This window comes from Pseudomonas sp. XK-1 (genome assembly GCF_038069885.1).
In the GTDB taxonomy this organism is placed as follows: domain Bacteria; phylum Pseudomonadota; class Gammaproteobacteria; order Pseudomonadales; family Pseudomonadaceae; genus Aquipseudomonas.
In genome coordinates, this window is sequence record NZ_JBBPES010000001.1 from 745,257 (window position 1) to 768,926 (window position 23,670).

General features: G+C 62.5%; 28 protein-coding genes and 1 pseudogene. 15 read left to right on the plus strand and 14 right to left on the minus strand.

Going from position 1 to position 23,670, the window contains the following annotated elements; all coding sequences use genetic code 11:
• The first annotated feature begins 19 nt into the window (after positions 1-19).
• From WMW70_RS03270 to WMW70_RS03280, 3 genes are read left to right on the plus strand one after another with little or no spacing between them, the layout of a single operon-like run.
• Complete coding sequence (locus tag WMW70_RS03270; protein ID WP_341436069.1) at positions 20-874, plus strand: carbon-nitrogen hydrolase family protein; 855 nt, start codon at positions 20-22, stop codon at positions 872-874.
• A gap of 16 nt (positions 875-890) precedes the next feature.
• Complete coding sequence (gene tldD, locus WMW70_RS03275; protein ID WP_341436070.1) at positions 891-2,348, plus strand: metalloprotease TldD; 1,458 nt, start codon at positions 891-893, stop codon at positions 2,346-2,348.
• Complete coding sequence (locus WMW70_RS03280) at positions 2,345-2,542, plus strand: hypothetical protein (protein WP_341436071.1); 198 nt, start codon at positions 2,345-2,347, stop codon at positions 2,540-2,542. Before tldD ends, WMW70_RS03280 begins: the two co-directional genes overlap by 4 nt.
• 41 nt (positions 2,543-2,583) lie before the next feature.
• Here WMW70_RS03280 and yjgA read toward each other — a convergent pair whose 3' ends face one another.
• Positions 2,584-3,102, minus strand: a complete 519-nt coding sequence (yjgA, locus tag WMW70_RS03285) for a ribosome biogenesis factor YjgA (RefSeq protein ID WP_341436072.1) — start codon at positions 3,100-3,102, stop codon at positions 2,584-2,586.
• A gap of 103 nt (positions 3,103-3,205) precedes the next feature.
• Here yjgA and pmbA point away from each other — a divergent pair, with 103 nt between their 5' ends.
• Positions 3,206-4,552, plus strand: coding sequence for a metalloprotease PmbA (gene pmbA, locus WMW70_RS03290; RefSeq protein ID WP_341436073.1), 1,347 nt, complete (start codon positions 3,206-3,208; stop codon positions 4,550-4,552).
• A gap of 65 nt (positions 4,553-4,617) precedes the next feature.
• Here the strand turns inward: pmbA and WMW70_RS03295 are convergent, their stop codons facing one another.
• From WMW70_RS03295 to WMW70_RS03340, 10 genes are all read right to left on the minus strand, one after another.
• On the minus strand, positions 4,618-4,890 hold the full coding sequence (locus WMW70_RS03295; RefSeq protein ID WP_341436074.1) for an HPr family phosphocarrier protein: 273 nt from the start codon (positions 4,888-4,890) through the stop codon (positions 4,618-4,620).
• A gap of 12 nt (positions 4,891-4,902) precedes the next feature.
• Entirely contained in the window at positions 4,903-5,760 is an 858-nt protein-coding gene (gene rapZ / locus WMW70_RS03300; protein WP_341436075.1) for an RNase adapter RapZ, read from the minus strand.
• 2 nt (positions 5,761-5,762) lie between these two features.
• Complete coding sequence (ptsN, locus tag WMW70_RS03305) at positions 5,763-6,236, minus strand: PTS IIA-like nitrogen regulatory protein PtsN (RefSeq protein ID WP_341436076.1); 474 nt, start codon at positions 6,234-6,236, stop codon at positions 5,763-5,765.
• A gap of 15 nt (positions 6,237-6,251) precedes the next feature.
• Positions 6,252-6,560, minus strand: coding sequence for a ribosome hibernation-promoting factor, HPF/YfiA family (gene hpf / locus WMW70_RS03310; RefSeq protein ID WP_341436077.1), 309 nt, complete (start codon positions 6,558-6,560; stop codon positions 6,252-6,254).
• Positions 6,561-6,753: 193 nt separating this feature from the next.
• A complete protein-coding gene (locus tag WMW70_RS03315) occupies positions 6,754-8,268 on the minus strand; it encodes an RNA polymerase factor sigma-54 (RefSeq protein WP_341436078.1) in 1,515 nt (504 codons plus the stop codon).
• A 133-nt stretch (positions 8,269-8,401) separates the two neighbouring features.
• Positions 8,402-9,127 carry an LPS export ABC transporter ATP-binding protein gene (gene lptB / locus WMW70_RS03320; protein ID WP_341436079.1) on the minus strand — a complete coding sequence of 242 codons (726 nt, stop codon included), beginning with the start codon at positions 9,125-9,127 and terminating at the stop codon, positions 8,402-8,404.
• Positions 9,128-9,129: 2 nt separating this feature from the next.
• The gene (gene lptA / locus WMW70_RS03325; protein WP_341436080.1) at positions 9,130-9,672 is read right to left on the minus strand and encodes a lipopolysaccharide transport periplasmic protein LptA; all 543 of its coding nucleotides are present in this window, start codon (positions 9,670-9,672) and stop codon (positions 9,130-9,132) included.
• Positions 9,659-10,228 (minus strand): LPS export ABC transporter periplasmic protein LptC, encoded by a 570-nt coding sequence (gene lptC / locus WMW70_RS03330; protein ID WP_341436081.1) that lies wholly within the window; start codon positions 10,226-10,228, stop codon positions 9,659-9,661. The genes lptA and lptC overlap by 14 nt, the downstream gene beginning before the upstream one ends.
• A gap of 8 nt (positions 10,229-10,236) precedes the next feature.
• Positions 10,237-10,776 carry a KdsC family phosphatase gene (locus WMW70_RS03335; protein ID WP_341436082.1) on the minus strand — a complete coding sequence of 180 codons (540 nt, stop codon included), beginning with the start codon at positions 10,774-10,776 and terminating at the stop codon, positions 10,237-10,239.
• Positions 10,776-11,750 (minus strand): KpsF/GutQ family sugar-phosphate isomerase, encoded by a 975-nt coding sequence (locus WMW70_RS03340; RefSeq protein WP_341436083.1) that lies wholly within the window; start codon positions 11,748-11,750, stop codon positions 10,776-10,778. The genes WMW70_RS03335 and WMW70_RS03340 overlap by 1 nt, the downstream gene beginning before the upstream one ends.
• A 246-nt stretch (positions 11,751-11,996) precedes the next feature.
• Here WMW70_RS03340 and WMW70_RS03345 point away from each other — a divergent pair, with 246 nt between their 5' ends.
• The 10 genes from WMW70_RS03345 (at position 11,997) to hisC (ending at position 19,931) form a co-directional block, all read left to right on the plus strand.
• Positions 11,997-12,806: an ATP-binding cassette domain-containing protein gene (locus WMW70_RS03345; RefSeq protein ID WP_341436084.1), complete on the plus strand. Its 810-nt coding sequence runs from the start codon at positions 11,997-11,999 to the stop codon at positions 12,804-12,806.
• Positions 12,806-13,600, plus strand: a complete 795-nt coding sequence (mlaE, locus tag WMW70_RS03350; protein WP_341436085.1) for a lipid asymmetry maintenance ABC transporter permease subunit MlaE — start codon at positions 12,806-12,808, stop codon at positions 13,598-13,600. The genes WMW70_RS03345 and mlaE overlap by 1 nt, the downstream gene beginning before the upstream one ends.
• Positions 13,600-14,070 carry an outer membrane lipid asymmetry maintenance protein MlaD gene (gene mlaD, locus WMW70_RS03355; RefSeq protein WP_341436086.1) on the plus strand — a complete coding sequence of 157 codons (471 nt, stop codon included), beginning with the start codon at positions 13,600-13,602 and terminating at the stop codon, positions 14,068-14,070. The genes mlaE and mlaD overlap by 1 nt, the downstream gene beginning before the upstream one ends.
• Positions 14,071-14,084: 14 nt before the next feature.
• Positions 14,085-14,717 carry an MlaC/ttg2D family ABC transporter substrate-binding protein gene (locus WMW70_RS03360; RefSeq protein ID WP_341436087.1) on the plus strand — a complete coding sequence of 211 codons (633 nt, stop codon included), beginning with the start codon at positions 14,085-14,087 and terminating at the stop codon, positions 14,715-14,717.
• Complete coding sequence (locus WMW70_RS03365; protein WP_341436088.1) at positions 14,714-15,022, plus strand: STAS domain-containing protein; 309 nt, start codon at positions 14,714-14,716, stop codon at positions 15,020-15,022. Before WMW70_RS03360 ends, WMW70_RS03365 begins: the two co-directional genes overlap by 4 nt.
• 204 nt (positions 15,023-15,226) lie before the next feature.
• Positions 15,227-15,466, plus strand: coding sequence for a BolA family protein (locus WMW70_RS03370; protein WP_305622058.1), 240 nt, complete (start codon positions 15,227-15,229; stop codon positions 15,464-15,466).
• A gap of 12 nt (positions 15,467-15,478) precedes the next feature.
• Positions 15,479-16,744, plus strand: coding sequence for a UDP-N-acetylglucosamine 1-carboxyvinyltransferase (murA, locus tag WMW70_RS03375; protein ID WP_341436089.1), 1,266 nt, complete (start codon positions 15,479-15,481; stop codon positions 16,742-16,744).
• A gap of 4 nt (positions 16,745-16,748) precedes the next feature.
• Complete coding sequence (hisG, locus tag WMW70_RS03380) at positions 16,749-17,384, plus strand: ATP phosphoribosyltransferase (RefSeq protein ID WP_341436090.1); 636 nt, start codon at positions 16,749-16,751, stop codon at positions 17,382-17,384.
• A 122-nt stretch (positions 17,385-17,506) separates the two neighbouring features.
• Positions 17,507-18,817 (plus strand): histidinol dehydrogenase, encoded by a 1,311-nt coding sequence (gene hisD / locus WMW70_RS03385; protein ID WP_341436091.1) that lies wholly within the window; start codon positions 17,507-17,509, stop codon positions 18,815-18,817.
• Positions 18,818-18,878: 61 nt separating this feature from the next.
• On the plus strand, positions 18,879-19,931 hold the full coding sequence (hisC, locus tag WMW70_RS03390) for a histidinol-phosphate transaminase (protein ID WP_341436092.1): 1,053 nt from the start codon (positions 18,879-18,881) through the stop codon (positions 19,929-19,931).
• A gap of 59 nt (positions 19,932-19,990) precedes the next feature.
• Here hisC and WMW70_RS03395 read toward each other — a convergent pair whose 3' ends face one another.
• The 3 genes and pseudogenes from WMW70_RS03395 to algW form a co-directional block, all read right to left on the minus strand.
• A complete protein-coding gene (locus tag WMW70_RS03395) occupies positions 19,991-20,707 on the minus strand; it encodes a DUF4198 domain-containing protein (RefSeq protein WP_341436093.1) in 717 nt (238 codons plus the stop codon).
• 117 nt (positions 20,708-20,824) lie between these two features.
• Positions 20,825-21,382, minus strand: a pseudogene (locus WMW70_RS03400) (TonB-dependent siderophore receptor); the annotation flags it as partial.
• Positions 21,383-21,566: 184 nt separating this feature from the next.
• The gene (algW, locus tag WMW70_RS03405) at positions 21,567-22,712 is read right to left on the minus strand and encodes a Do family serine endopeptidase AlgW (protein ID WP_341436094.1); all 1,146 of its coding nucleotides are present in this window, start codon (positions 22,710-22,712) and stop codon (positions 21,567-21,569) included.
• Between the two features lie 113 nt (positions 22,713-22,825).
• Between algW and WMW70_RS03410 the strand changes: the two genes are divergently transcribed.
• Complete coding sequence (locus WMW70_RS03410) at positions 22,826-23,584, plus strand: Nif3-like dinuclear metal center hexameric protein (RefSeq protein WP_341436095.1); 759 nt, start codon at positions 22,826-22,828, stop codon at positions 23,582-23,584.
• The last annotated feature ends 86 nt before the right edge of the window (positions 23,585-23,670 follow it).

Genomic DNA, 23,670 nt, shown 5'->3' on the forward strand with positions numbered 1-23,670 from the left:
TTTTCGGAAGCCGTGCGTTATGAGTCTCGCCGTCATTCAAATGGTCAGTCAGGCCGATGTGCTGGCCAACCTGGCCCAGGCCCGGCTGTTATTGGAACAGGCCGCGGGCAGAGGGGCGCGGCTGGCGGTGTTGCCGGAAAACTTCGCCGCCATGGGACGCAGTGACCTGGCCGAGCTCGGCCGTTGTGAAGCGGTGGGCGAGGGGCCGATACTGCCCTGGCTGTATCAGACCGCCCGCGATCTGGGCCTGTGGATTGTCGCCGGTACCCTGCCGCTGCCGCCGGACGCCCAGCCTGGGGCCAAGCCCCGCGCCTGTTCGCTGCTGATCGACGAATACGGCCAGCGGGTGGCGCGTTACGACAAACTGCACCTGTTCGATGTGGAGGTCGGCGACAGCCATGGCTGTTACCGTGAGTCGGATGACTTCGCCTACGGTGAACAGGTGGTGGTGGCGGATACGCCGCTGGGGCGTCTGGGGCTGACAGTGTGTTACGACCTGCGCTTTCCCGAACTCTTTAGCGCCCTGCGCGAGGCGGGGGCCGAGCTGATCAGCCTGCCGGCGGCCTTTACTGCGGTGACCGGCGCGGCGCACTGGCAGGTGCTGACCCGCGCCCGCGCCATCGAAACCCAGTGCTATGTGCTGGCAGCCGGGCAGGGTGGCAGTCATCCGGGCGGCCGTGAAACCTTTGGCCATTCTGCGATCATCGACCCCTGGGGCCGGGTACTGGCCGAGCAGGCCGCGGGCCAGGCGGTGCTCGTGGCCGCGCGCGATGCCGCGGAACAGGCCGCCATCCGCCAGCGCATGCCGGTGGCCCGGCACAAACGATTTTTTGCCACAGCCGAACCCCGGCTGCCTGGCGTGGAGCAGTCATGAACGAGATAAAGCCGTTATGAGCGAGATGTTGATGTCCGTCAGTGAACATCTGTTGGGTCCGGGCGGTTTGACCCTTGAGCAGCTACCCGAGGTATTGGCCGAACTGGCCGGCCCGGGTATCGATGCCGCCGACCTGTATTTCCAGAGCCAGGTCTCGGAAACCTGGGCGCTGGAGGATGGCATCGTCAAGGAAGGCAGCTTCAACCTCGACCAGGGCGTCGGCGTGCGTGCCCAGTCCGGGGAGAAAACCGGTTTTGCCTACAGCAATGCGATTACCGCCACGGCCCTGAGCCAGGCGGCGCAGGCCGCCCGTTCGATTGCCCGGGCGGGGCAGCATGGCCGCGTACAGGCCTTCAGCAGCCTGCAGATGACGGCGCTCTATGCGCCGGATAACCCGCTGGATGTACTGGGCCGCGCGGAAAAGGTCGAGTTGCTCAAACGCATCGACGTCGCCACCCGCGCCCTCGATCCGCGGATCAAGCAGGTGTCGGTCAGCCTGGCTGGCGTATGGGACCGGGTGCTGGTCGCCGCCACTGACGGCAGCCTGGGCGCGGATATCCGCCCGCTGGTGCGTTTCAATGTCAGCGTGATCGTCGAGCAGAACGGCCGCCGCGAGCGCGGCAGCCATGGCGGCGGCGGGCGTACCGACTACCGCTACTTCCTCGAGCAGACCAGCAATAACGAAGAGCGCGCCATGGGCTATGCCCGTGAGGCCCTGCGCCAGGCGCTGGTCAACCTGGAAGCGATTCCGGCTCCGGCCGGCAGCATGCCGGTGGTGATGGGCGCGGGCTGGTCCGGCGTGCTGCTGCACGAAGCGGTCGGCCACGGCCTGGAAGGCGACTTCAACCGCAAGGGCAGCTCGGCTTACAGCGGGCGCATGGGCGAGCAGGTGGCCTCCAGCCTGTGCACCATCGTTGATGACGGCACCCTGGCCGAGCGTCGCGGCTCCCTGAGCATGGACGATGAGGGCACCCAGACCCAGTGCACCACACTGATCGAGAACGGCGTGCTCAAGGGCTATATGCAGGACAAGCTGAATGCCCGTCTGATGGGCGTGGCCTGCACCGGCAACGGTCGCCGTGAGTCCTATGCGCACCTGCCGATGCCGCGTATGACCAACACCTACATGCGGGCTGGCGAAAGCGATCCGGAAGAAATCATCCGTTCGGTGAAGAAGGGCATCTACTGCGCCAACCTCGGCGGCGGTCAGGTGGATATCACCAGCGGCAAGTTCGTCTTCTCCACCAGCGAGGCCTACCTGATCGAGGACGGCAAGATCACCGCCCCGGTCAAGGGCGCAACCCTGATTGGCAACGGCCCGGAAGCCATGAGCAGGGTGTCGATGGTCGGTAACGACCTTGCGCTGGACAGCGGCGTCGGTACCTGCGGCAAGGACGGCCAGTCGGTGCCGGTCGGTGTCGGTCAGCCGACCCTGAAAATCGATTCGATTACGGTGGGTGGGACGGGGGCTTGATCGAGGCGCTGTTCCATTTCCTGGTGGAGGTGTTGTTGTATGGCAAAGGTTACTGGTCATTACGGCTGCTATCGCTGGGTAGGATCGAGCCGAGTGACTGGAATGACGGACTGGTGAGTGCGATCGGTTTGGCGGTTACCCTGGCCTGGTGCGTGCCTTTGTTGCTTTGGCTGACGGGTAACCCGCAGGCGTAGGATGGGTTAGCCGAAGGCGTAACCCATCAGGGCTGAGAGGCCTAGCGCAAGCCGCGCTGGGTTTCATCCAGTTCGCGGATGTATTTGAAGATTTTGCGTGACGCGGCTGGCGGCTTGTTCTGCGCCAGTTCGTGCTGGCCCTGGCGGATCAGCTGGCGCAGGTGCTGGCGGTCGGCTTCGGGGTATTCGCCGACAAATTTTTCCAGGGTGTCGTCGTCGCCGTTGAGCAAGCGGTCGCGCCAACGCTCTAGGTTATGAAAGCGTTCGTTGTACTGGCGGGTGGAGGCATCCAGCTGGTCGAGCAGAGTGAGAATGGATTCGATGTCCTGATCGCGCATCAGCCGGCCGATAAACTGCACATGGCGTTTTTTCGCGGCATTGGCGGTGTGTTTCGGCGCTTCGGCCAGTGCGCGACGCAGCTCGTCGGTCAGCGGCAGCTTGTTCAGCAGATCGAGTTTCAGGGTGGTCAGGCGTTGCCCCAGATCCTGTAGCGCATGCAACTCGCGCTTGACCTGGGTTTTGCTCTTCTCGCCGGAGAAGTCGTCAAGGTATTCAGACATGGTGGCGGTCCAGTGGATAACGCCGACATGATAGCAGCAAGTTTCCAGCTGTAAGCGTCTGGCTTGTCTGGCCGCGCCTGCAGCTTATCGTTCAGGAGTGTTTATGAGTGCAGTAGATATCGTCGGCCCCGAGGCCGTGCCGCAATTGCAGGCCCAGGTCGAGCAGATTATTGCCGAGGCCCGCAAGCAGGGAGCCAGCGCCTGCGAAGTGGCCGTGTCGGTGGAGCAGGGGCTGTCCACCACGGTGCGTCAGCGCGAGGTGGAAACCGTCGAGTTCAACCGCGATCAGGGTTTCGGCATCACCCTCTATGTCGGTCAGCGCAAGGGCTCGGCCAGTACCTCGGCCAGTGGTGAGGCGGCGATCCGGGAAACCGTCGCGGCGGCCCTGGCGATTGCCAAGCATGCCTCCGAAGACGAATGCGCCGGTCTGGCCGATGCCGGGCTGATGGCTCGCGAACTGCCGCAGCTGGACCTGTACCACGCCTGGTCGATCACCCCGGAGCAGGCCATCGAGCAGGCCCTGAGCTGCGAAGCGGCGGCCTTCGCCGCGGATGGGCGGATCAAGAATGCCGACGGCACCACCCTCAATACCCATCAAGGTTGCCGGGTCTATGGCAACAGCCATGGTTTTGTCAGTGGTTATGCCAGCACCCGGCACAGCCTGAGTTGCGTGATGATCGCCGAAGACGGCGGGCAGATGCAGCGCGACTACTGGTATGACGTCAACCGCCAGGGCGAACTGCTGGCCGACGCCGCCAGCATCGGCCGGCGTGCCGCCGAGCGCGCGGTCAGTCGCCTGGGCGCGCGCCCGGTACCCACCTGCGAAGTACCGGTGCTGTTCGCCGCCGAGCTGGCCACCGGCCTGTTTGGCAGCTTTCTCGCGGCGATTTCCGGCGGCAACCTGTACCGCAAGTCGTCCTTCCTCGAAAACAGCCTGGGGCAGCAGCTGTTTCCCGAGTGGCTGAAGCTCGACGAGCGTCCGCATATCCCCCGCGCCCTGGGTAGCGCCGCTTTCGATGGTGATGGCCTGGCCACCTATGCCAAGTCCTTTGTTGAGCGCGGCGAGTTGCTGTCCTATGTGCTCGGCACCTACTCCGGGCGCAAGCTGGGCATGCCCAGTACGGCCAATGCCGGCGGCGTGCACAACCTGTTTGTCAGCCATGGTGACGAAGATCAGAAGGCCCTGCTTAAGCGTATGGGCCGCGGTCTGCTGGTCACCGAGCTGATGGGCCAGGGCCTGAATATGGTCACCGGCGACTATTCCCGCGGCGCGGGCGGCTACTGGGTGGAGAACGGCGAGATCCAGTTTCCGGTGCAGGAAGTCACTATCGCCGGCAACCTGCGGGATATGTTCCGGCAGATTGTCGCGGTGGGCAATGATCTGGAACTGCGCAGTAACATCCGCACCGGCTCGGTGCTGATCGAGCGGATGACGGTGGCCGGTAGTTGATTCGGGCTGTATGAAAAAGGGGCTGTCGCTTAAGCGCTCAGCCCCTTTTTTATTGCTTCGATCAGCTATTCGCCTTCGTCGAAGTAGTTGTTGATCAGCTCGCTCAGGGCGTTGAGCGCTTCGCCGTCCTGTTCGCCCTCGGTATGCAGGTGCACGGACGTGCCCTTGCCGGCGGCGAGCATCATCACGGCCATGATGCTCTTGCCGTCCACCAGGCTGTCCGGCGCGCGGCCGATCTTGACCTGGCAGGGGAAGCGGCCGGCGACGCCAACGAACTTGGCCGCCGCACGGGCATGCAGGCCAAGCTTGTTGATGATGGTGATTTCGCAGGCGGGCATCGCGGCAATTCCTTAACTGAGGTCGCGGTGGCGAATCTGGACGTTCTTCAGGATGGGTTTGAGGGTTTCGCCGAGGCGATTGGCCAGGTATACCGAGCGGTGATGGCCGCCGGTGCAGCCGATCGCTACCGTGACATAGGCGCGGTTGCTGGCGGCAAAGCGTGGCAGCCACTTGACCAGGTAGGCGAGGATGTCCTGAAACATGTCTTCGACATCGGCCTGGGCCGAGAGGTAGTCGGACACCGGCTGATCCAGGCCGGAGAATTCGCGCAGGTCCGGCTTCCAATAGGGGTTGGGCAGGCAGCGCACGTCAAACACCAGATCGGCATCCACCGGCATGCCGCGCTTGAAGCCGAAGGACTCGATAAGAAAGGCGGTACCCGGCTCAGGCTGGTTGAGCAGGCGCAGTTTGAGGCTGTCGCGCAACTGGTAGAGATTGAGGTGGGTGGTGTCGATCTTCAGGTCGGCCAGGTCGATGATCGGGCCCAGCAGCAGGCTTTCGTCGGCGATGGCTTCGGCCAGCGAGCGGCTTTCGTTGGTCAGCGGATGGCGCCGGCGGGTTTCGGAGAAACGCTTGAGCAGGGTCTCTTCATCGGCGTCGAGGTAGATCACATCGCACTTGATATGCCGCGCGCGTACCTCTTCGAGCAGCTCGGGGAAGCGCTTGAGGTGGCTGGGCAGGTTGCGCGCATCGATCGACACGGCCACCTGCGGGTGGAGCAGCTCGGTATGCAGCAGGGCGCGCTCGGCCAGCTCTGGGAGTAGGCCGGCGGGCAGGTTGTCGATGCAATAGAAGCCGTTGTCCTCAAGTACATCGAGGGCGGTGCTTTTGCCGGAGCCGGAGCGACCGCTGACGATGATCAGGCGCATGCTCAGTCTCGATTGAGTTGGCTTTGCACGTCGACCACCACCTGGTACAGGGCCTCATTGCTCTGAGCCTGGCGCAGGCGGTCACGCACGTCGCTGCGGTCGAGCATGCTGGCGATCTGCCGGAGCAGTTCCAGGTGGGCGTCGGTCGCGGCTTCGGGAACCAGCAGAACAAACAGCAGATCGACCGGGGCACCGTCGATGGCATCGAAGTCCACCGCGGCATTGAGTCTCAGCAAGGCGCTGATCGGTGCGTTGCAACCGGGCAGGCGACAGTGCGGAATGGCGATGCCATTGCCGAAACCGGTCGAGCCGAGTTTTTCGCGGGCGATCAGGCTTTCGAAGATGTCTTGGCCGTCCAGGTCAGGCAGCTCGCGCGCCACCAGGTTGGCAATCTGTTCGAGAACACGTTTTTTGCTGCCGCCCGGCACGTTCACCAGGGAACGGCCGGGGGTCAGGATAGTTTCAAGTCGGATCATAGGAGATAGACGAGGTCAGCGGGCCAGTGCGCCCTGTTGACGGTCGAGCTGTTTTTCCTTGTGCTTGATGAGTTGGCGATCGAGTTTGTCGGTGAGTAAATCGATTGCTGCATACATGTCTTCGTGTACCGCATTGGCGACAACCTCGCCGCCGGCAATGTGCAGGGTCGCTTCGATTTTCTGCTTGAGCTTCTCGACCTCCATGATGACTTGCACATTGGTGATTTTGTCGAAGTGGCGCTCCAATCGACCGAGTTTTTCCTCGATGTAGGCGCGCATGGCGTCGGTCACATCCAGCTGGTGTCCACTGATGTTGACTTGCATACCGCATTCTCCTTGTTGCCGTGTGTAAGAGGCAGGCAATAGGCCTGCCGCCGGAACACTGTGGCGTGGAAGACCCTGGCAGAACGAGTCTGGCACTGTCGCCGCCCGCGCATTGGCAGCGAAGTTGCTTGCGCGAAAAGGCGAGGCCGGGTGTTGTTGCGTGCAGTGTGAACCGTCTTCCTTCTTGTACCGCCTAGATCAATCGCTTGCGCTCGCTGGATGGCGCTATCCCGAGGGATTCACGGTACTTTGCGACTGTACGGCGGGCTACTTGAATGCCCTGTGCTTCCAGTAAACCAGCGATCTTGCTGTCACTCAACGGCTTTTTTGCATTTTCCGCGGCGACCAGTTTTTTGATGATGGCGCGGATCGCGGTGGACGAGCATTCGCCGCCCTCGGAGGTGCTGACGTGGCTGGAGAAGAAGTATTTCAGTTCGTAAATGCCACGCGGGGTGTGCATGAATTTCTGCGTGGTGACCCGCGAGATGGTTGACTCGTGCATGCCCACCGCCTCGGCGATATCGTGCAATACGAGAGGTTTCATCGCCTCGTCACCGTAGTCGAGGAAGCCGCGCTGGTGTTCGACGATCTGCGTGGCGACCTTCATTAGGGTTTCGTTGCGGCTTTGCAGGCTCTTGATAAACCAGCGCGCTTCCTGCAGCTGGTTGCGCATAAAGGTGTTGTCGGCGCTGGAGTCGGCGCGCTTCACAAAACCGGCGTACTGCGCGTTGACCCGCAGGCGCGGCATGGCTTCCTGGTTCAGCTCCACCAGCCAGCGCTCGTTGTGCTTGCGTACGATCACGTCGGGCACCACGTATTCCGGCTCGCTCGATTCGATCTGCGAGCCGGGGCGCGGGTTGAGGCTCTGGATCAGCTCGATAACCTGGCGCAGCTCGTCTTCCTTGAGCTTCATGCGGCGCATCAGCTGGCTGTAGTCGCGGCTGCCGAGCAGGTCGAGGTAGTCGTTGGCCAGGCGCTGGGCCTCGCTCAGCCAGGGGGTTTTGGCGGGCAGCTGGCGCAGTTGCAGGAGCAGGCATTCGCCGAGGTTGCGCGCGGCAATGCCAGCGGGCTCGAACTGCTGGATGCGGTGCAGCACGGCCTCGACTTCGTCCAGTTCGATATCCAGTTCCGGGTCGAAGGCTTCAACCACTTCTTCCAGGGTTTCTTCCAGATAGCCCTGCTCGTTGATGCAGTCGATCAGGGTGACCGCGATCAGGCGATCCTTATCGGACATGGGCGAAAGGTTGAGTTGCCAGAGCATATGGCTCTGCAGGCTCTCGCCGCTGGACGTGCGGGTGGTGAAGTCCCACTCGTCATCGTCGTTGCTGCTGCTCGGCAGGCTGCTGGCGCTGGTCTGGTAGATGTCTTCCCAGGCGGTGTCGACCGGCAGTTCATTGGGAATGCGCTCGCCCCAGTCGCCTTCTTCCAGGTTGTCCACGGTCTGCGTGGTTTCCTGGTAGTTGGGCTCCTGGAAGCTGGACTCTTGCTGTTCGCTGGAAGTGGCGCTTTCTGCGCCATCGGCCATGGGGTCCGAGTTGTCGAAATCTTCGCCGTCTTCCTGGCGTTCGAGCATCGGATTGGATTCCAGTGCCTCCTGGATCTCTTGTTGCAGATCCAGGGTCGACAGTTGGAGTAGGCGAATGGCCTGTTGCAGCTGCGGTGTCATCGTCAGCTGCTGGCCCATCTTCAGGACTAGCGATGGTTTCATTGCAGACCTTATTTACCGGCGTCTGTGCGCAATCCACTACAGGGCGCGGAAGCGCCACAAGGAAGCAAATTATATGCCTGACTCTAAGGGGTTTGCCTAGGGGTGGTGCTTGTTTGCGTGAGAAAAGCCCCTGTTACAGGCGGAACTCATGCCCCAGGTACACCTCTTTGACCGTCTGGTTGGCCAGGATGGCGGCGGAGTCGCCTTCGGCGATCAGTTGGCCGTCACTGACAATGTAGGCGGTTTCGCAGATGTCCAGGGTCTCGCGCACGTTGTGATCGGTGATCAGCACGCCAATGCCCTTGGCCTTGAGGTGGTAGATGATCTGTTTGATATCGCCGACCGAGATCGGGTCAACCCCGGCAAAGGGTTCGTCGAGCAGGATGAACTTGGGCGAGGTCGCCAGGGCGCGGGCAATTTCTACGCGCCGGCGTTCGCCGCCGGACAGGCTCATGCCGAGGTTGTCACGAATATGGCTGATATGGAATTCCTGCAGCAGGCTTTCCAGCTCCTTGCGCCGCTCGCTGCGGTCCAGGTCCTTGCGGGTTTCCAGAATGGCCATGATGTTGTCGGCCACGCTGAGCTTGCGGAAGATCGAGGCTTCCTGCGGCAGGTAGCCGATGCCGGCACGGGCGCGGCCGTGCATCGGTTGGTGGCTGACATCGAGGTCGTCGATCAGGATGCGACCCTGGTCGGCCTGGACCAGGCCAACGATCATGTAGAAGCAGGTGGTCTTGCCCGCGCCATTGGGGCCAAGCAGGCCGACGATCTGCCCGCTGTCGATGCTCAGGCTGACGTCGCGCACGACTTGGCGGCCTTTGTAGCTCTTGGCCAGGTGCTGGGCTTTCAATGTGGCCATGGTTACTGCGCCTGCTGGTCGGCTGGTTTGTTCTTGGGCTGGATCACCATGTCGATGCGCGGTCGCGGCACGCTGACATTGCTGCCTGTAGCACGGCCGGCGTTGACGATCTGGCGCTGGGTGTCATAGACGATCTTCTCGCCTTCGAAGGTGTTGCCTTCCTGGATCACCTTGGCCTGGTCGATCAGCACGATGCGCTCGTTGGCGGCGAAGTACTGGATGGTCAGGCCGTAGGCCTTGACGATCTGCTTGTCGGTGGCCGGCAGCTGCTCGTAATAAGCCGGCTTGCCGACGGCGGTAAACACGTCGATATCGCCCGCCGGGGTCTGGGTGATGGTCACGGTGTCGCCCGTGATCTTCAGCGTGCCCTGGGTGATAACCACGGTGCCGCGGTACACGGCCACACCTTGCTTGTCGTCAAGTTCGGCGCTGTCGGCCTGAATCCGGATCGGTTGTTCGCGATCCGATGGCAGGGCCCAGGCGCTGATGCTTCCGAGCGCGGCGCTGAGACCGAAAAGAAGGGGGAGGGTTTTAACGAGCCTCATGCTGACCTCTTACATTGGACAGCAGGAGCATCCTGCCGTCATTCAAGTACGCTTTCATTCCTTGTGCCGTGGTCACCCCATTGGCGGCGTCGATTCTAACGGCTTGCTCGGTCTGCGCATATTCCTTCTCGGGGAATACGGTCAGGCGGCTGGTGGTGAGAATGGTCGGGCGGCCCTTGGCGTCGGTGCGGGCGATGCGCACCTTGTCGATCAGCTCGACTTCCTTGCCGGCGGGGGCGACTTCGCCGCGCTCGCTGCTGATGTTCCATGGTAGCTCTTCGCCGCGGTACAGCTGCATGTTCGGGTTGTCGAGCAGGGTGATGTCGGTACTCTGGATATGCTCGGTCTTATCCGCGGTGACCTCGTAATGCAGCGAGCCGTCGGGCATGTACTGCACGGTGGTGATATTGGTCGCGTAGAAATCGATGGTGTTCTGCGCGGTGCCCGGTTTGTCCCCGTCGGAGAAGCTTGCGGGGTTGATATTCCAGTAGCCGAGCGCCGCCAGCAGCGCGGCGGCGCAGGCGAGCAGGGCAATGTTGAGCAGTTTACGCGACATGGTGGGCTCTATAGGTAGGCGGCTTGGGCGGCTTCGAGGCTGCCCTGGGCGCGCATGATCAGTTCGCAGAACTCGCGGGCGGCACCTTCGCCGCCCCGGGCCTGGGTTACGCCATGGGCATGCTGGCGGACGAAGGCGTCGGCGCTGGCCACCGCCATGCCCAGGCCGACCCGGCGGATCACCGGCAGGTCTGGCAGGTCGTCGCCCAGGTAGGCCACCTGTTCATAGCTCAGGCCGAGTTCGCCGAGCAGCTCGTCGAGTACCACCAGCTTGTCTTCGCGGCCCTGGTACAGATGCTGGATGCCCAGATTCTGCGCGCGGCGCTCGACCACCGGGGTCTTGCGCCCGCTGATGATGGCGGTGCGCACGCCGGAGTTGATCAGCATCTTGATGCCGTGGCCGTCGAGGGTGTTGAAGGTCTTGAATTCGCTGCCGTCGACCAGGAAATACAGTTTGCCGTCGGTGAGCACACCGTCGACATCGAAAATTGCCAGTTTCACGCCCTGGGCGCGTTGCTGCAGGTCAGGGTTGATCGTTTCGGCGGTCATCACATTACTCCGGCGCGCAGCAGGTCGTGCATATTCAGTGCACCGACGGGCTGGTCGTTGCTGTCGACCACCACCAGGCCGCTGATCTTGTGGTCTTCCATGATTTTCAAGGCCTCGGCGGCGAGCATCTCGGCGCGGGCGGTCTTGCCGTGGGCGGTCATTACCTCGTCGATCAGGGCCTGGCGGACGTCGATGCCGCGATCCAGGGTGCGGCGCAGGTCGCCGTCGGTGAAGACCCCGGCCAGGCGGCCGTCGCTTTCCACCACCACGGTCATGCCCAGGCCCTTCTGGGTCATTTCCAGCAGGGCGTCGCGCAGCGAGGTGCCGCGTTGCACGCGGGGCAGGGCGTTGCCGGCGTGCATCACGTTTTCCACTTTCAGCAGCAGACGGCGACCCAGGGCACCGCCGGGGTGGGAAAAGGCAAAGTCTTCGGCGGTAAAGCCGCGGGCTTCCAGCAGGGCGATGGCCAGGGCGTCGCCCAAGACCAGCGAAACTGTGGTGGAAGACGTCGGGGCCAGGTTCAGCGGGCAGGCTTCCTGGGATACGCGGGCGTCCAGGTTGACTTCGGCGGCCTTGGCCAGGGGGGAGTTGGGGTTGCCGGTCATGCTGATCAGGCGGATGCCGAGGCGCTTGATCAGCGGCAGAAGGGTGACGATTTCCGCGGTGGAGCCCGAGTTGGAGAGGGCCAGCACCACGTCGTCGCGGGTGATCATGCCCATGTCGCCGTGGCTGGCCTCGGCCGGATGGACAAAGAAGGCGGTAGTACCGGTGCTGGCCAGGGTGGCGGCGATCTTGTTGCCGACATGCCCGGATTTGCCCATACCAACCACGACCACGCGGCCCTTGCTGCCCAGAATCAGCTCGCAGGCGCGGACGAAATCGCCGTTGATGCGCTGCAGCAGGTCCTCGATCGCTTCGAGTTCGAGGCGAATGGTGCGCTGTGCGGATTGGATCAATTCGTTGGGCTGGCTCATGGCGTCTCTAGGGCGGCTGAGTAAAAGTCGAGGATTATAGCGGGAAAGGTGCGTCTGCCCAGCACTTCCAGCGCGACTCGCCGCTCAATCGGTTGCTCAAACTGTTATCTAGCGTCGCATGTTCAATCTTGGGCGGTGAAAAGCCTAGTGGTATAGTTCGCGCCCATTTTCGGTCCGTTCGGCGGATGTAGTGCCCTTTTCTCGAGGTGCTGCGTCTGTCAGGCAAGCGTTTAGCAAGGAGTCCAGATGAGCGCCGAGAACCCATACGCTGTAGAGCTGAAGAGCCTGAGCTTCAAGCGCGGCGAGCGGGATATTTTTACCAATATCGATATTCGCATTCCGCGCGGCAAGGTCGTCGGCATCATGGGGCCTTCCGGCTGCGGCAAGACCACTCTGCTGCGCCTGATTGCCGCCGAACTGCGGCCCAGCGCGGGCGAGGTCTGGGTCAACGGGGTGAACCTGCCCACGCTGTCGCGCAGCGAATTGTTCGATATGCGCAAGCAGATGGGCGTGCTGTTCCAGAGCGGTGCGCTGTTCACCGATCTGGATGTGTTCGAGAACGTGGCCTTTCCGCTGCGGGTGCACACCCAGCTGCCGGAAGAAATGATCCGTGACATCGTCCTGATGAAGCTGCAGGCGGTCGGCCTGCGCGGTGCCCTCGATCTGATGCCGGACGAGCTGTCGGGCGGCATGAAGCGCCGCGTGGCCTTGGCCCGCGCCATCGCTCTGGATCCGCAGATTCTGATGTACGACGAGCCCTTCGTCGGCCAGGACCCCATCGCCATGGGCGTGCTGGTGCGACTTATTCGCCTGCTCAGCGATGCCCTGGGGATTACCAGCATCGTGGTGTCCCACGATCTGGCGGAAACCGCGAGCATCGCCGACTACATCTATGTCGTGGGCGACACCCAGGTATTGGGGCAGGGCACGCCTGACGAGTTGAAAGCATCAGAGGACCCCCGCGTACGTCAATTTATGCAGGGCATTCCCGATGGCCCGGTGCCGTTTCACTTTCCTGCGGCCAATTACCGCGACGATCTTCTGGGGGGGCGCTGATGCGCAAGACATCTGTGCTCGAGCGGGTTCGCCTGTTCGGCCGGGCCGGTATCGATGTGGTGGCCACGCTGGGCCGTTCCACCCTGTTCCTGCTGCGGGCGCTGTTCGGTGGCGGTTCGCGCAACGGCTTCCAGTTGCTGGTCAAGCAGCTCTATTCGGTGGGGGTGATGTCCCTGGCGATCATCGTCGTCTCGGGGCTGTTCATCGGCATGGTGCTATCGCTGCAGGGCTTCAGCATTCTGACCAAATATGGTTCGGAGCAGGCGGTGGGGCAGATGGTTGCCCTGACTCTGCTGCGGGAGCTGGGGCCGGTGGTTACTGCCCTGCTGTTCGCTGGCCGCGCCGGTTCGGCCCTGACCGCGGAAATCGGCAATATGAAGTCCACCGAGCAGCTCTCCAGCCTGGCCATGATCGGGGTCGACCCGCTCAAATACATAGTTGCGCCGCGCTTGTGGGCCGGTTTTATCTCGATGCCCTTGCTGGCGATGATTTTCAGCGTGGTCGGCATCTGGGGTGGGGCCATGGTCGCCATCGACTGGCTCGGGGTTTACGAAGGTTCGTTCTGGGCCAATATGCAAAGCAGCGTGTCGTTTCGCGAAGACGTGCTCAACGGGGTGATCAAGAGCGTCGTGTTCGCCTTCGTGGTGACCTGGATTGCCGTGTTTCAGGGTTATGACTGCGAGCCCACATCCGAGGGCATCAGCAAGGCGACCACCCGTACCGTTGTATATGCCTCGCTGGCCGTATTGGGGCTGGACTTTATTCTGACCGCTTTGATGTTTGGAGATTTCTGATGCAGAACCGCACGCTGGAAATTGGTGTCGGCATGTTCCTCTTGGCCGGGATGTTGGCCTTGCTGTTGTTGGCACTGCGCGTCAGCGGCCTGACCGTGGGTAGCAGCGATGGCACCTATAAGGTCTATGCGCACTTCGAGAATATCGCCGGTCTTACGGTCAGGTCGAAAGTGACCATGGCCGGGGTGACCATTGGCAAGGTAACGGCCATCGACCTGGATCGCGAGAGCTACACCGGGCGCGTGACCATGGTGCTCGATGAGGATGTGGACAATCTGCCGCTGGACTCCACGGCCTCGATCCTTACCGCCGGCCTGCTCGGCGAGAAGTACATCGGCATCAGCGTGGGGGGCGAGGAGGAGTTGTTGCGCGATGGCGGAACCATTCACGACACCCAGTCGTCCCTTGTATTGGAAGACCTGATTGGCAAGTTTCTGCTCAACTCGGTCAATAAAGACCAGGCCAATTGAGAAAGGTAGTGAATATGATCAAGTTACTGCGTAACAGCCTGTTCCTGTGTCTGGCCCTTATGTCGCTGTCCGTCTGGGCAGCCCCGGCGGCCCATGAGGTGGTGCAGCAAACCACCACCAAGCTGCTTGCCGACCTCAAGGAAAACAAGGAGCAATACCGCACCGATCCGGCGGCCTTCTACGACGCCCTGAACAACATTCTCGGCCCGGTGGTGGATGTCGAAGGCATTTCCCGCGGCGTGATGACCGTGCGTTTCTCGCGCCAGGCCAGCCCCGAGCAGATGCAGCGTTTCGAGGAAAACTTCAAGCGCAGTCTGATGCAGTTCTATGGCAATGCCTTGCTCGAATACAACAACCAGGACATCCGTGTGCTGCCGGTCAGCGGTAAGCAGGATTCGCAGCGCACCGCGGTGAATATGGAAATCAAGGATGGCAATGGCGCGATTTACCCGCTGTCCTACACCATGGTCAGCCAGAATGGCACCTGGAAGATGCGTAACGTGATCATCAACGGCATCAACGTCGGCAAGCTGTTCCGCGATCAGTTCGCCCAGTCCATGCAGAACAATGGCAATGACCTGAACAAGGTCATCGACACCTGGAGCGACACCGTCGCCAAGGCTCGTCAGGGCACGGGTGAGTCGTGAGTCAGGCGGCTATTGGCGAGTCGAGCCCTGGCGTGCTGCGGCTCGATGGCGTGCTCGATTACCAGAGCGCCCCGGCGCTGCGTGAGCAGGGCGCGCGCCTGATTGGGGCGAGCCAGGGCGCAAGCTGCGTGATCGACTGCGCCTCGGTGAGCAAATCCAGCAGCGTCGGCCTGTCCCTGTTGCTGGCCTTTATGCGCGACGCCGAGGCCGCGGGCAAAAGCCTGATGGTGCGCGGTCTGTCCGAGGATATGCGGCAGATTGCCGGTGTCTGCGGCCTGCTCGAGGTGTTGCCGCTGGAGTCCTGATGCTGCGCGAGCGGGTTTCGGTCGGCTCGGGGTTCGCAGTGGATGGGCTTTTTTGTATGATGCTCGACCCGCGAGCCCTGGCTGCTGTCGGACTTGATCGCTGTGAGCGAGGTAAAGTCCGGCTTTTGCCCGGTACTCGTCATTTGTTCGACAGGCTGCCCCATGCTTTGCTGTCGTTAATCCAAGCGTTGATCGAGGTTGAGCATGCAGGCCTTAGAAGTGAAGAGCCTCCTGGAGGCTAAATTGCCGAATACCCAGGTGGAAGTTGAAGGCGAAGGCTGCAACTTCCAATTGAACCTGATCAGCGACGAGTTGGCCGGCCTTAGCCCGGTCAAACGTCAACAGCAGATCTACGCTCACCTCAACGCCTGGATTGCCGATGGCAGTATCCATGCCGTGAGCATGAAATTTTTCAGCCGTGCCGATTGGGCCGCGCGCTCCTAAACCGAGAGAATCATGGACAAACTGATTATTACCGGCGGTGTGCGCCTCGACGGCGAAATCCGCATTTCCGGGGCGAAGAACTCCGCCCTGCCGATTCTCGCCGCCACCCTGCTGGGTGATGCGCCCGTCACCATCTGCAACCTGCCGCACCTGCACGACATCACCACCATGATCGAGCTGTTCGGGCGCATGGGCATTGAGCCCGTGATCGACGAAAAGCTCAGCGTGGAAGTCGATGCACGCGCGATCAAGACCCTGATTGCGCCCTATGAGCTGGTGAAAACCATGCGCGCCTCGATCCTGGTGCTCGGCCCCATGGTGGCACGCTTCGGTTATGCCGAAGTGGCTCTGCCGGGCGGTTGCGCCATTGGTTCGCGGCCGGTCGATCTGCACATCCGTGGCCTGGAAGCCATGGGCGCGGTCATCGATGTGGAAGGCGGCTATATCAAGGCCAAGGCCCCCGAGGGCGGTCTGCGCGGTGCGCATTTCTTCTTCGACACCGTGAGCGTCACCGGTACCGAGAACATCATGATGGCCGCGAGCCTGGCCAAGGGCCGCAGCGTGCTGGAAAACGCCGCGCGCGAGCCGGAAGTGGTCGACCTGGCCAACTGCCTGATCGCCATGGGCGCAAAAATCAGCGGTGCCGGTACCGACACCATCACCATCGATGGCGTCGAGCGCCTGCACGGTGCGCGCTTCAATGTGATGCCCGACCGTATCGAAACCGGCACCTACTTGGTGGCGGCTGCCGCGACCGGCGGCCGAATCAAGGTCAAGGACACCGATCCGACCACCCTGGAAGCGGTGCTGGCCAAGCTGCAGGAAGCCGGTGCGGAAATCACCTGCGGCAACGACTGGATCGAGCTGGACATGAAGGGCAAGCGGCCGAAGGCCGTGAACCTGCGTACCGCCCCCTATCCGGCGTTCCCCACCGATATGCAGGCGCAGTTTATCGCCCTCAACGCGATTGCCGAGGGCACCGGCACGGTGATCGAAACCGTGTTCGAAAACCGCTTTATGCATGTCTATGAAATGAGCCGCATGGGCGCGCAGATCCAGGTTGAAGGCAATACCGCGATCGTCACCGGTGTCGAGAAGCTCAAGGGCGCGCCGGTGATGGCCACCGACCTGCGTGCTTCGGCCAGCCTGGTCATCGCCGCCCTGGTTGCTGACGGCGATACCCTGATCGACCGCATCTACCACATCGACCGTGGTTACGAGTGCATCGAGGAAAAGCTGCAGATGCTGGGTGCCAAAATTCGCCGTGTGCCGGGTTGATGCCATGCTGACTATCGCGCTGTCCAAAGGCCGCATTCTCGACGACACCCTGCCTCTGCTCGCCGAGGCAGGCATAGTGCCGACCGAGAATCCGGATAAAAGCCGCAAACTGATCATCCCGACGACGCTGGACGATGTTCGTCTGCTGATAGTGCGCGCCACCGACGTGCCGACCTATGTCGAGCACGGCGCGGCCGACCTTGGCGTGGCTGGCAAGGATGTGCTGATGGAGTACGGCGGCCAGGGCCTGTATGAGCCGCTGGATCTGCGCATCGCCCGCTGCAAGCTGATGACCGCCGGTGCCGTTGGTGCGCCCGAGCCGAAAGGCCGGCTGCGCGTGGCTACCAAGTTTGTCAACGTGGCCAAGCGTTACTACGCCGAGCAGGGCCGTCAGGTCGACATCATCAAGCTGTACGGCTCTATGGAGCTGGGGCCATTGGTGGGTCTGTCCGACAAGATCATCGATGTGGTCGACACCGGCAATACCCTGCGCGCCAACGGCCTGGAAGCCCAGGAGCTGATCGCCCATATCAGTTCGCGGCTGATCGTCAACAAGGCCTCGATGAAGATGCAGCACGCACGCATCCAGGCCCTGATCGACACCCTGCGCGAAGCGGTCGAGTCGCGACACCCACTCTGAGTCTGATGGCCGCCTCTGTGCGGCCTAGCCTATCCGCGTTATAGCCAAAATTCTCAGGTGCCCGCGCGGAGTGGTTGTTACTCTACGGGCGCTTGAGCATTTGCCAATTTAAGAGGCCCGCTATGACCGCTCCCATCGCTATCCGCCGACTCGACGCCGCCGACCAGGACTTTGCCCGTCATCTGGATCATCTGCTGAGCTGGGAAAGTGTCTCGGACGATGCGGTCAACCATCGCGTGCTGGAGATCATCAAGGCTGTGCGCGAGCGGGGCGATGCCGCCCTGGTCGAATACACCAAGCAGTTTGATGGCCTGGATGTCGCCTGCATGGCGGACCTGATCCTGCCGCGCGAGCGCCTGGAACTGGCCCTGTCCCGCATCACCCTCGAGCAGCGCCAGGCCCTGGAAGTGGCGGCTGAGCGCGTGCGCAGCTACCACGAGAAGCAGAAGCAGGATTCCTGGACCTACACCGAGGCCGACGGCACGGTGCTGGGGCAGAAGGTCACCCCCCTGGACCGCGCCGGCCTGTACGTGCCGGGCGGCAAGGCGTCCTATCCGTCTTCGGTGCTGATGAACGCCATCCCGGCCAAGGTTGCCGGCGTGCCCGAAGTGGTGATGGTGGTGCCGACCCCGCGTGGCGAAATCAACGAGCTGGTGCTGGCCGCTGCCTGCATCGCCGGCGTCGACCGGGTGTTCACCATCGGTGGTGCCCAGGCCGTGGCTGCGCTGGCCTATGGCACCGAAAGCGTGCCGCCGGTGGACAAGATCGTCGGCCCCGGCAATATCTATGTTGCCACCGCCAAGCGCCATGTGTTCGGCAAGGTCGGCATCGACATGATCGCCGGTCCTTCGGAGATTCTGGTGGTATGTGACGGCCAGACCGACCCGGACTGGATCGCCATGGACCTGTTCTCCCAGGCCGAGCACGACGAGGACGCCCAGTCGATTCTGCTTAGCCCGGATGCCGCCTTCCTCGATCGCGTGGCCGAGAGCATTGCCAAGCTGCTGCCGACCATGGAGCGCGCCGAGATCATCCGCGCCTCCCTGGAAGCCCGTGGTGCGCTGATTCAGGTCGCCGATATGGCCCAGGCCATCGAAGTGGCCAACCGTATTGCCCCGGAACACCTGGAACTGTCGGTGGAAAACCCCGAGCAGTACCTGCCGCTGATCCGTCACGCCGGGGCGATCTTTATGGGGCGCTACACCGCCGAGGCGTTGGGCGACTACTGCGCAGGTCCCAACCATGTGTTGCCGACCTCCGGCACCGCGCGCTATTCCTCGCCGCTGGGGGTGTATGACTTCCAGAAGCGCTCGTCGATCATCCATTGCTCGGCCGAAGGCGCGTCGGAGCTGGGTAAGAGCGCCAGCGTGCTGGCCCGCGGCGAATCGCTGACCGCTCATGCCCGTAGCGCCGAATACCGCATCAAACCGTAGGATGGGTTAGCCGCAGGCGTAACCCATCGCAAACGCAACGAATTCGAGGAGAGAAGGGCAGATGAGCAAATTCTGGAGCCCCTTCGTCAAAGACCTGGTGCCCTATGTGCCGGGTGAGCAGCCGAAGCTGGCCAAGCTGGTCAAGCTCAACACCAATGAAAACCCCTATGGCCCCTCGCCCAAGGCGATCGCCGCCATGCAGGCCGAGCTAGGCGACGATCTGCGCCTGTACCCGGACCCGAACAGCGACCGCCTGAAACAAGCGGTGGCCGATTACTACGGTGTGCAGACCGCCCAGGTGTTTGTCGGCAATGGCTCCGACGAGGTGCTGGCGCACGCCTTCCATGGCCTGTTCCAGCACGGCCAACCGCTGCTGTTCCCGGATATCAGCTACAGCTTCTACCCGGTGTACTGCGGCCTCTATGGTATCGCCAGCGAGCAGATCGCCCTGGACGAGCAGTTTCAGATTCGTGTCGAGGACTATGCGCGGCCTAACGGCGGCATCGTCTTTCCCAATCCCAACGCGCCCACTGGCTGCGCCCTGGCGTTGGACGCTATCGAGTGTTTGCTCAAGGCCAACCCGGATACCGTGGTGCTGGTCGACGAAGCCTATATCGATTTCGGCGGCGAGACGGCGATCAGCCTGGTGGATCAATACCCCAATCTGCTGGTGACCCAGACCCTGTCCAAATCGCGTTCGCTTGCCGGGCTGCGGGTCGGTATCGCGGTTGGCCATCCGGATCTGATCGAAGCCCTGGAGCGGATCAAGAACAGCTTCAACTCCTACCCGCTGGATCGCATGGCGATTGCCGGCGCGGCGGCGGCGTTCGAGGACAAGGCCTACTTCGAACAGACCTGCCTGCGGGTGATCGACAGCCGTGAGGCCGTGGTGGCTGGGCTGGAAAAACTCGGTTTTGAGGTGCTGCCATCAAAGGCGAACTTCGTCTTCGCCCGCCATCCGGGCAAGGACGCGGCGACCCTGGCGGCCGGCTTGCGTGAGCAGGGCGTGATCGTGCGCCACTTCAAGCAGCAACGCATTGCCCAGTTCCTGCGTATCACCATCGGCACGCCGGAGCAGAACCAGGCGTTGCTGGATGCCTTGAGCGGCTTGTAAGCGTTGGGATATGAAAAAGCCGGAGCAGTGCTCCGGCTTTTTTATGGCTGCGCTGCCGGCTATTCGCGGTGCGCTTCGCCGAGAAAGGTCAGCGAAGTAAACAGCCCGCGGATCTCGATATCCGCATCGTTGGCCACCGGCAGGCTGGCTTCGGCGGCGATGATATTCAGGCCTTCGTTGCGCACCAGCACCTGAGCGCGACCGTCGCTATCGGTGGTGGCGCTGATCTGGTGCGGTGCGCCGCGGTAGTCGCCAATCAGCTCGATGCCCGCCGCCGGCTTGCCGTCGATCAGCACGCGCACCGGTAGTGGCTTGCCGGGGCCGACCTTGAGTGGGTCGATTTCCGGCAGGATAACCATCTTCAGATGCTCCAGCTTTGGCAGCTCCGCGCCTTCCCGGTAAATCGCCAGGCTGTACTTGAAGGTGTGCAGCGACTGGGTCGAGTTCGGCACCTTGCTGCGGCCCTGGTTGATCCACTGCTTGTCCGGGGTCAATGACCAGGGGCCGTTATCCAGGGCTACGGCCACAATCGCTGGTGGCTTCAGGGGCTCCAGGCGGGCGTGATCACCCAGGCGTTTGACCGTGACCGGGATCATCCTGGCGTGGCTGTCGTAGGCCCAGGCACCGCTGATTTTCTCGGACTTGAAGGCGTTGTCCTCGGCACCATGGCCGTAGATGGTTTCGATATTGCCGCGACGTTGTTCGGTCCACAGGCCGTGGGCATCGACCTGGCCGATAAACAGGGCGGCGGCGAGTAACGGAAAGACTTTGTTCATGACGGGGCCTTGGGTTGGGGGAGGTCAGAGGTCGAGGGTCAGGTTGAAGCTCAGATTGCGCGGCTCGCCGGGCATGACCCAGAGGTTGCTGTAGGAGCGCTCGCAGTACTTCTCGTCGAACAGGTTGTTGAGGTGGGCCCCGACCTTTACCCGCGGGCTGAAGGCGTAGTGGGCGAGCAGGTCGCCTTGTTCGCTCAGTGGGCTGTTGAGGTACAGGCTGGTGCGGTAGCGGTCCCAGCTGCCGGCGCTGGTTTGCAGGCGGGCGAAGCTGTCGGCCTGGGGCTTCTTGGTGACGATATTCACCGTGCCGCCCGGGTCGCCGCGACCATAGAGGCTGGCAGCGGGGCCTTTGAGCACTTCAATGCGCTCGATACTGGCGGCGTCCGGGGTGCTCGGGTAGCCGCGGTTGGCGCTGAAGCCGTCCTTGTAGAACTCCGAGGTGGTGAAACCGCGCACGCTTTACTCGTAGAGGGTCAGACCGCCGAAGTCGTTCTGCTTGGAGATCCCGCCGGCAAAGTCCAGTGCGCGCTCGACATCGCTGCTGCCGAGGTCCGCCAGCACCGCGGCGGGTACCACGCTGATGGCCTGGGGGATTTCACGAGTCGCTGTGTCGGTCTTGCTGGCACTGGCCGAGCGGGTGGCGCGGTAGCCCTGTACCGGGCCATCGGCGACCTCGGTCGGTGCGGTGATAAGGCTGTCGGTGAGCTGAACCAGGGTGTCGGCCAGCGCGCTGGGGGCTAGCAGGCTGGCGGCGAGGGCAAGTGCTGAGCGCAAGACGGAGCTCCTCTCGAGTGATTTTAATGTAATAACATAACATTAAAATTGAGAAGAGTTATCGTTAAGCAGCTGTGTGGAGGAATTAGTTACCGTTGGCGGGTGGTGGGCGCACGCCGATCTCGGCGGTGAGTTCCATCAGCTTGCCGTTGCGCATGATCTCGATGCGGATCTTCTCGCCGGGCTTGGTCCGGGCCACCTGGTTCATTGAACGGCGGCCGTCGCCGGCAGGCTGGCCATCGATATTGAGGATCAGGTCGCCCGGCTGCAGGCCGGATTTCTGCGCCGGGCCATCGCGGTAGATACCGGCCACGACGATACCGGGGCGGCCTTCCAGGCCAAAGGATTCAGCCAGTTCCGGGGTCAGCGGTTGTACTTCGATGCCCAGCCAGCCGCGAATCACCTGGCCGTGCTCGATAATCGCCTGCATCACATCCATCGCCAGCTTTACCGGAATGGCAAAGCCGATACCTTGCGAACCGCCGGATTTGGAAAAGATCGCGGTATTGATGCCGACCAGGTTGCCGTAGGCATCCACCAGGGCACCGCCGGAGTTGCCGGGGTTGATCGCCGCGTCGGTCTGGATAAAGTCTTCGTAGGTATTGAGGCCCAGCTGGTTGCGCCCGGTGGCGCTGATAATGCCCATGGTCACGGTCTGGCCGACGCCGAAGGGGTTGCCGATGGCCAGGGTGACATCACCGATCCGGACGCTATCCGAGCGCCCAAGGGTCATGGACGGCAGCCGCGGCAGGTCAATCTTGAGCACCGCGAGGTCGGTTTCCGGGTCGTTGCCGATCACCCGGGCCAGGGTCTCGCGGCCATCCTTGAGCGCCACCACGATCTGGTCGGCATCGGCCACCACATGGTTGTTGGTCAGCAGGTAGCCTTCCGGGCTCATGATCACCGCCGAACCCAGGCTGGACTCCATGCGTCGCTGCTTGGGCAGGTTGTCGCCGAAGAACTTGCGAAACTGTGGGTCGTCGAACAGTGGCAGGGCTGGTTTGTTAGTGAATTTGGTGCTGTAGAGGTTGGCCACTGCGGGGGAGGCAACATCCACCGCTTCGGCATAGGACACCGGGCCTTCCTGCATGCGGCTATAGATCGGGGCCTGGCGCACGTGCACATCCTGGCTCGGCAGGCCTACCCATTGCGGGTAGTACTGCATGATCAGCAGCGCCAGAAGCACGCCAGCCAGCAGGGGCCAGCCAAGAAAACGCAGGGCCTTGAACATCTATCAAATCCTGAGGGTTGCGAGGGCCGGGCCGGCCCCTTAAGGTGCGCCATTATAGGGGGGTGGCCGGTAATAAAGCAGCGATCCCCTAATCCGCGCAAGAAGGAATTCCTATGGCCATTGCTCTGGCAACCCTGGTGGCAGAAGCCGACCGTTATCTGAATGCAGCACGTATCAGCGATTACTGCCCCAATGGCCTGCAGGTCGAGGGTCGGCCGCAGGTGCGGCGTATCGTCAGCGGCGTGACTGCCAGCCAGGCGCTGGTCGATGCGGCCGTCGAGGCCGAGGCCGATGTGCTGCTGGTGCATCACGGTTACTTCTGGAAAGGCGAAAATCCCTGCGTCACCGGGATGAAACGCCGTCGTCTACAGGCTCTGCTGGCCAACGACATCAGCCTGTTGGCCTATCACCTGCCGCTCGATGTGCACCCGGAGGTGGGTAACAACGTGCAGCTGGCGCGCCAGCTCGGTATCACCGTCGAAGGTCCGCTGGAGCCGGAAAACCCGCGCACCGTCGGCCTGATCGGCTCCCTCGATGAGGCCGTCAGTGCCGAGGATTTTGCTGGCCGCGTGCAGCAGATGCTGGGCCGCGAGCCGTTGCTGGTCGCCGGTGAAGAGCTGATTCGCCGGGTCGGCTGGTGCACCGGAGGCGGTCAGGGCTATATCGATCAGGCCGTCGCCGCTGGCGTCGATCTGTACCTGACCGGCGAGGCCTCCGAGCAGACCTTTCACAGCGCCCGCGAGAACGGCATCAGCTTTATCGCCGCCGGCCACCACGCCACCGAGCGTTATGGGGTGCAGGCGCTGGGGGAATATCTGGCGCGCCACTTCGCCCTGGAGCACCACTTTATCGACTGCGACAACCCCATCTGAGGCGGCGCTGACGTCTGTTCTGCCGGTATAAAGCTAGATCTTTTCGGTCTAACTAGGCTCCTGAATAGAAGGGAGCGCTGTGCTAG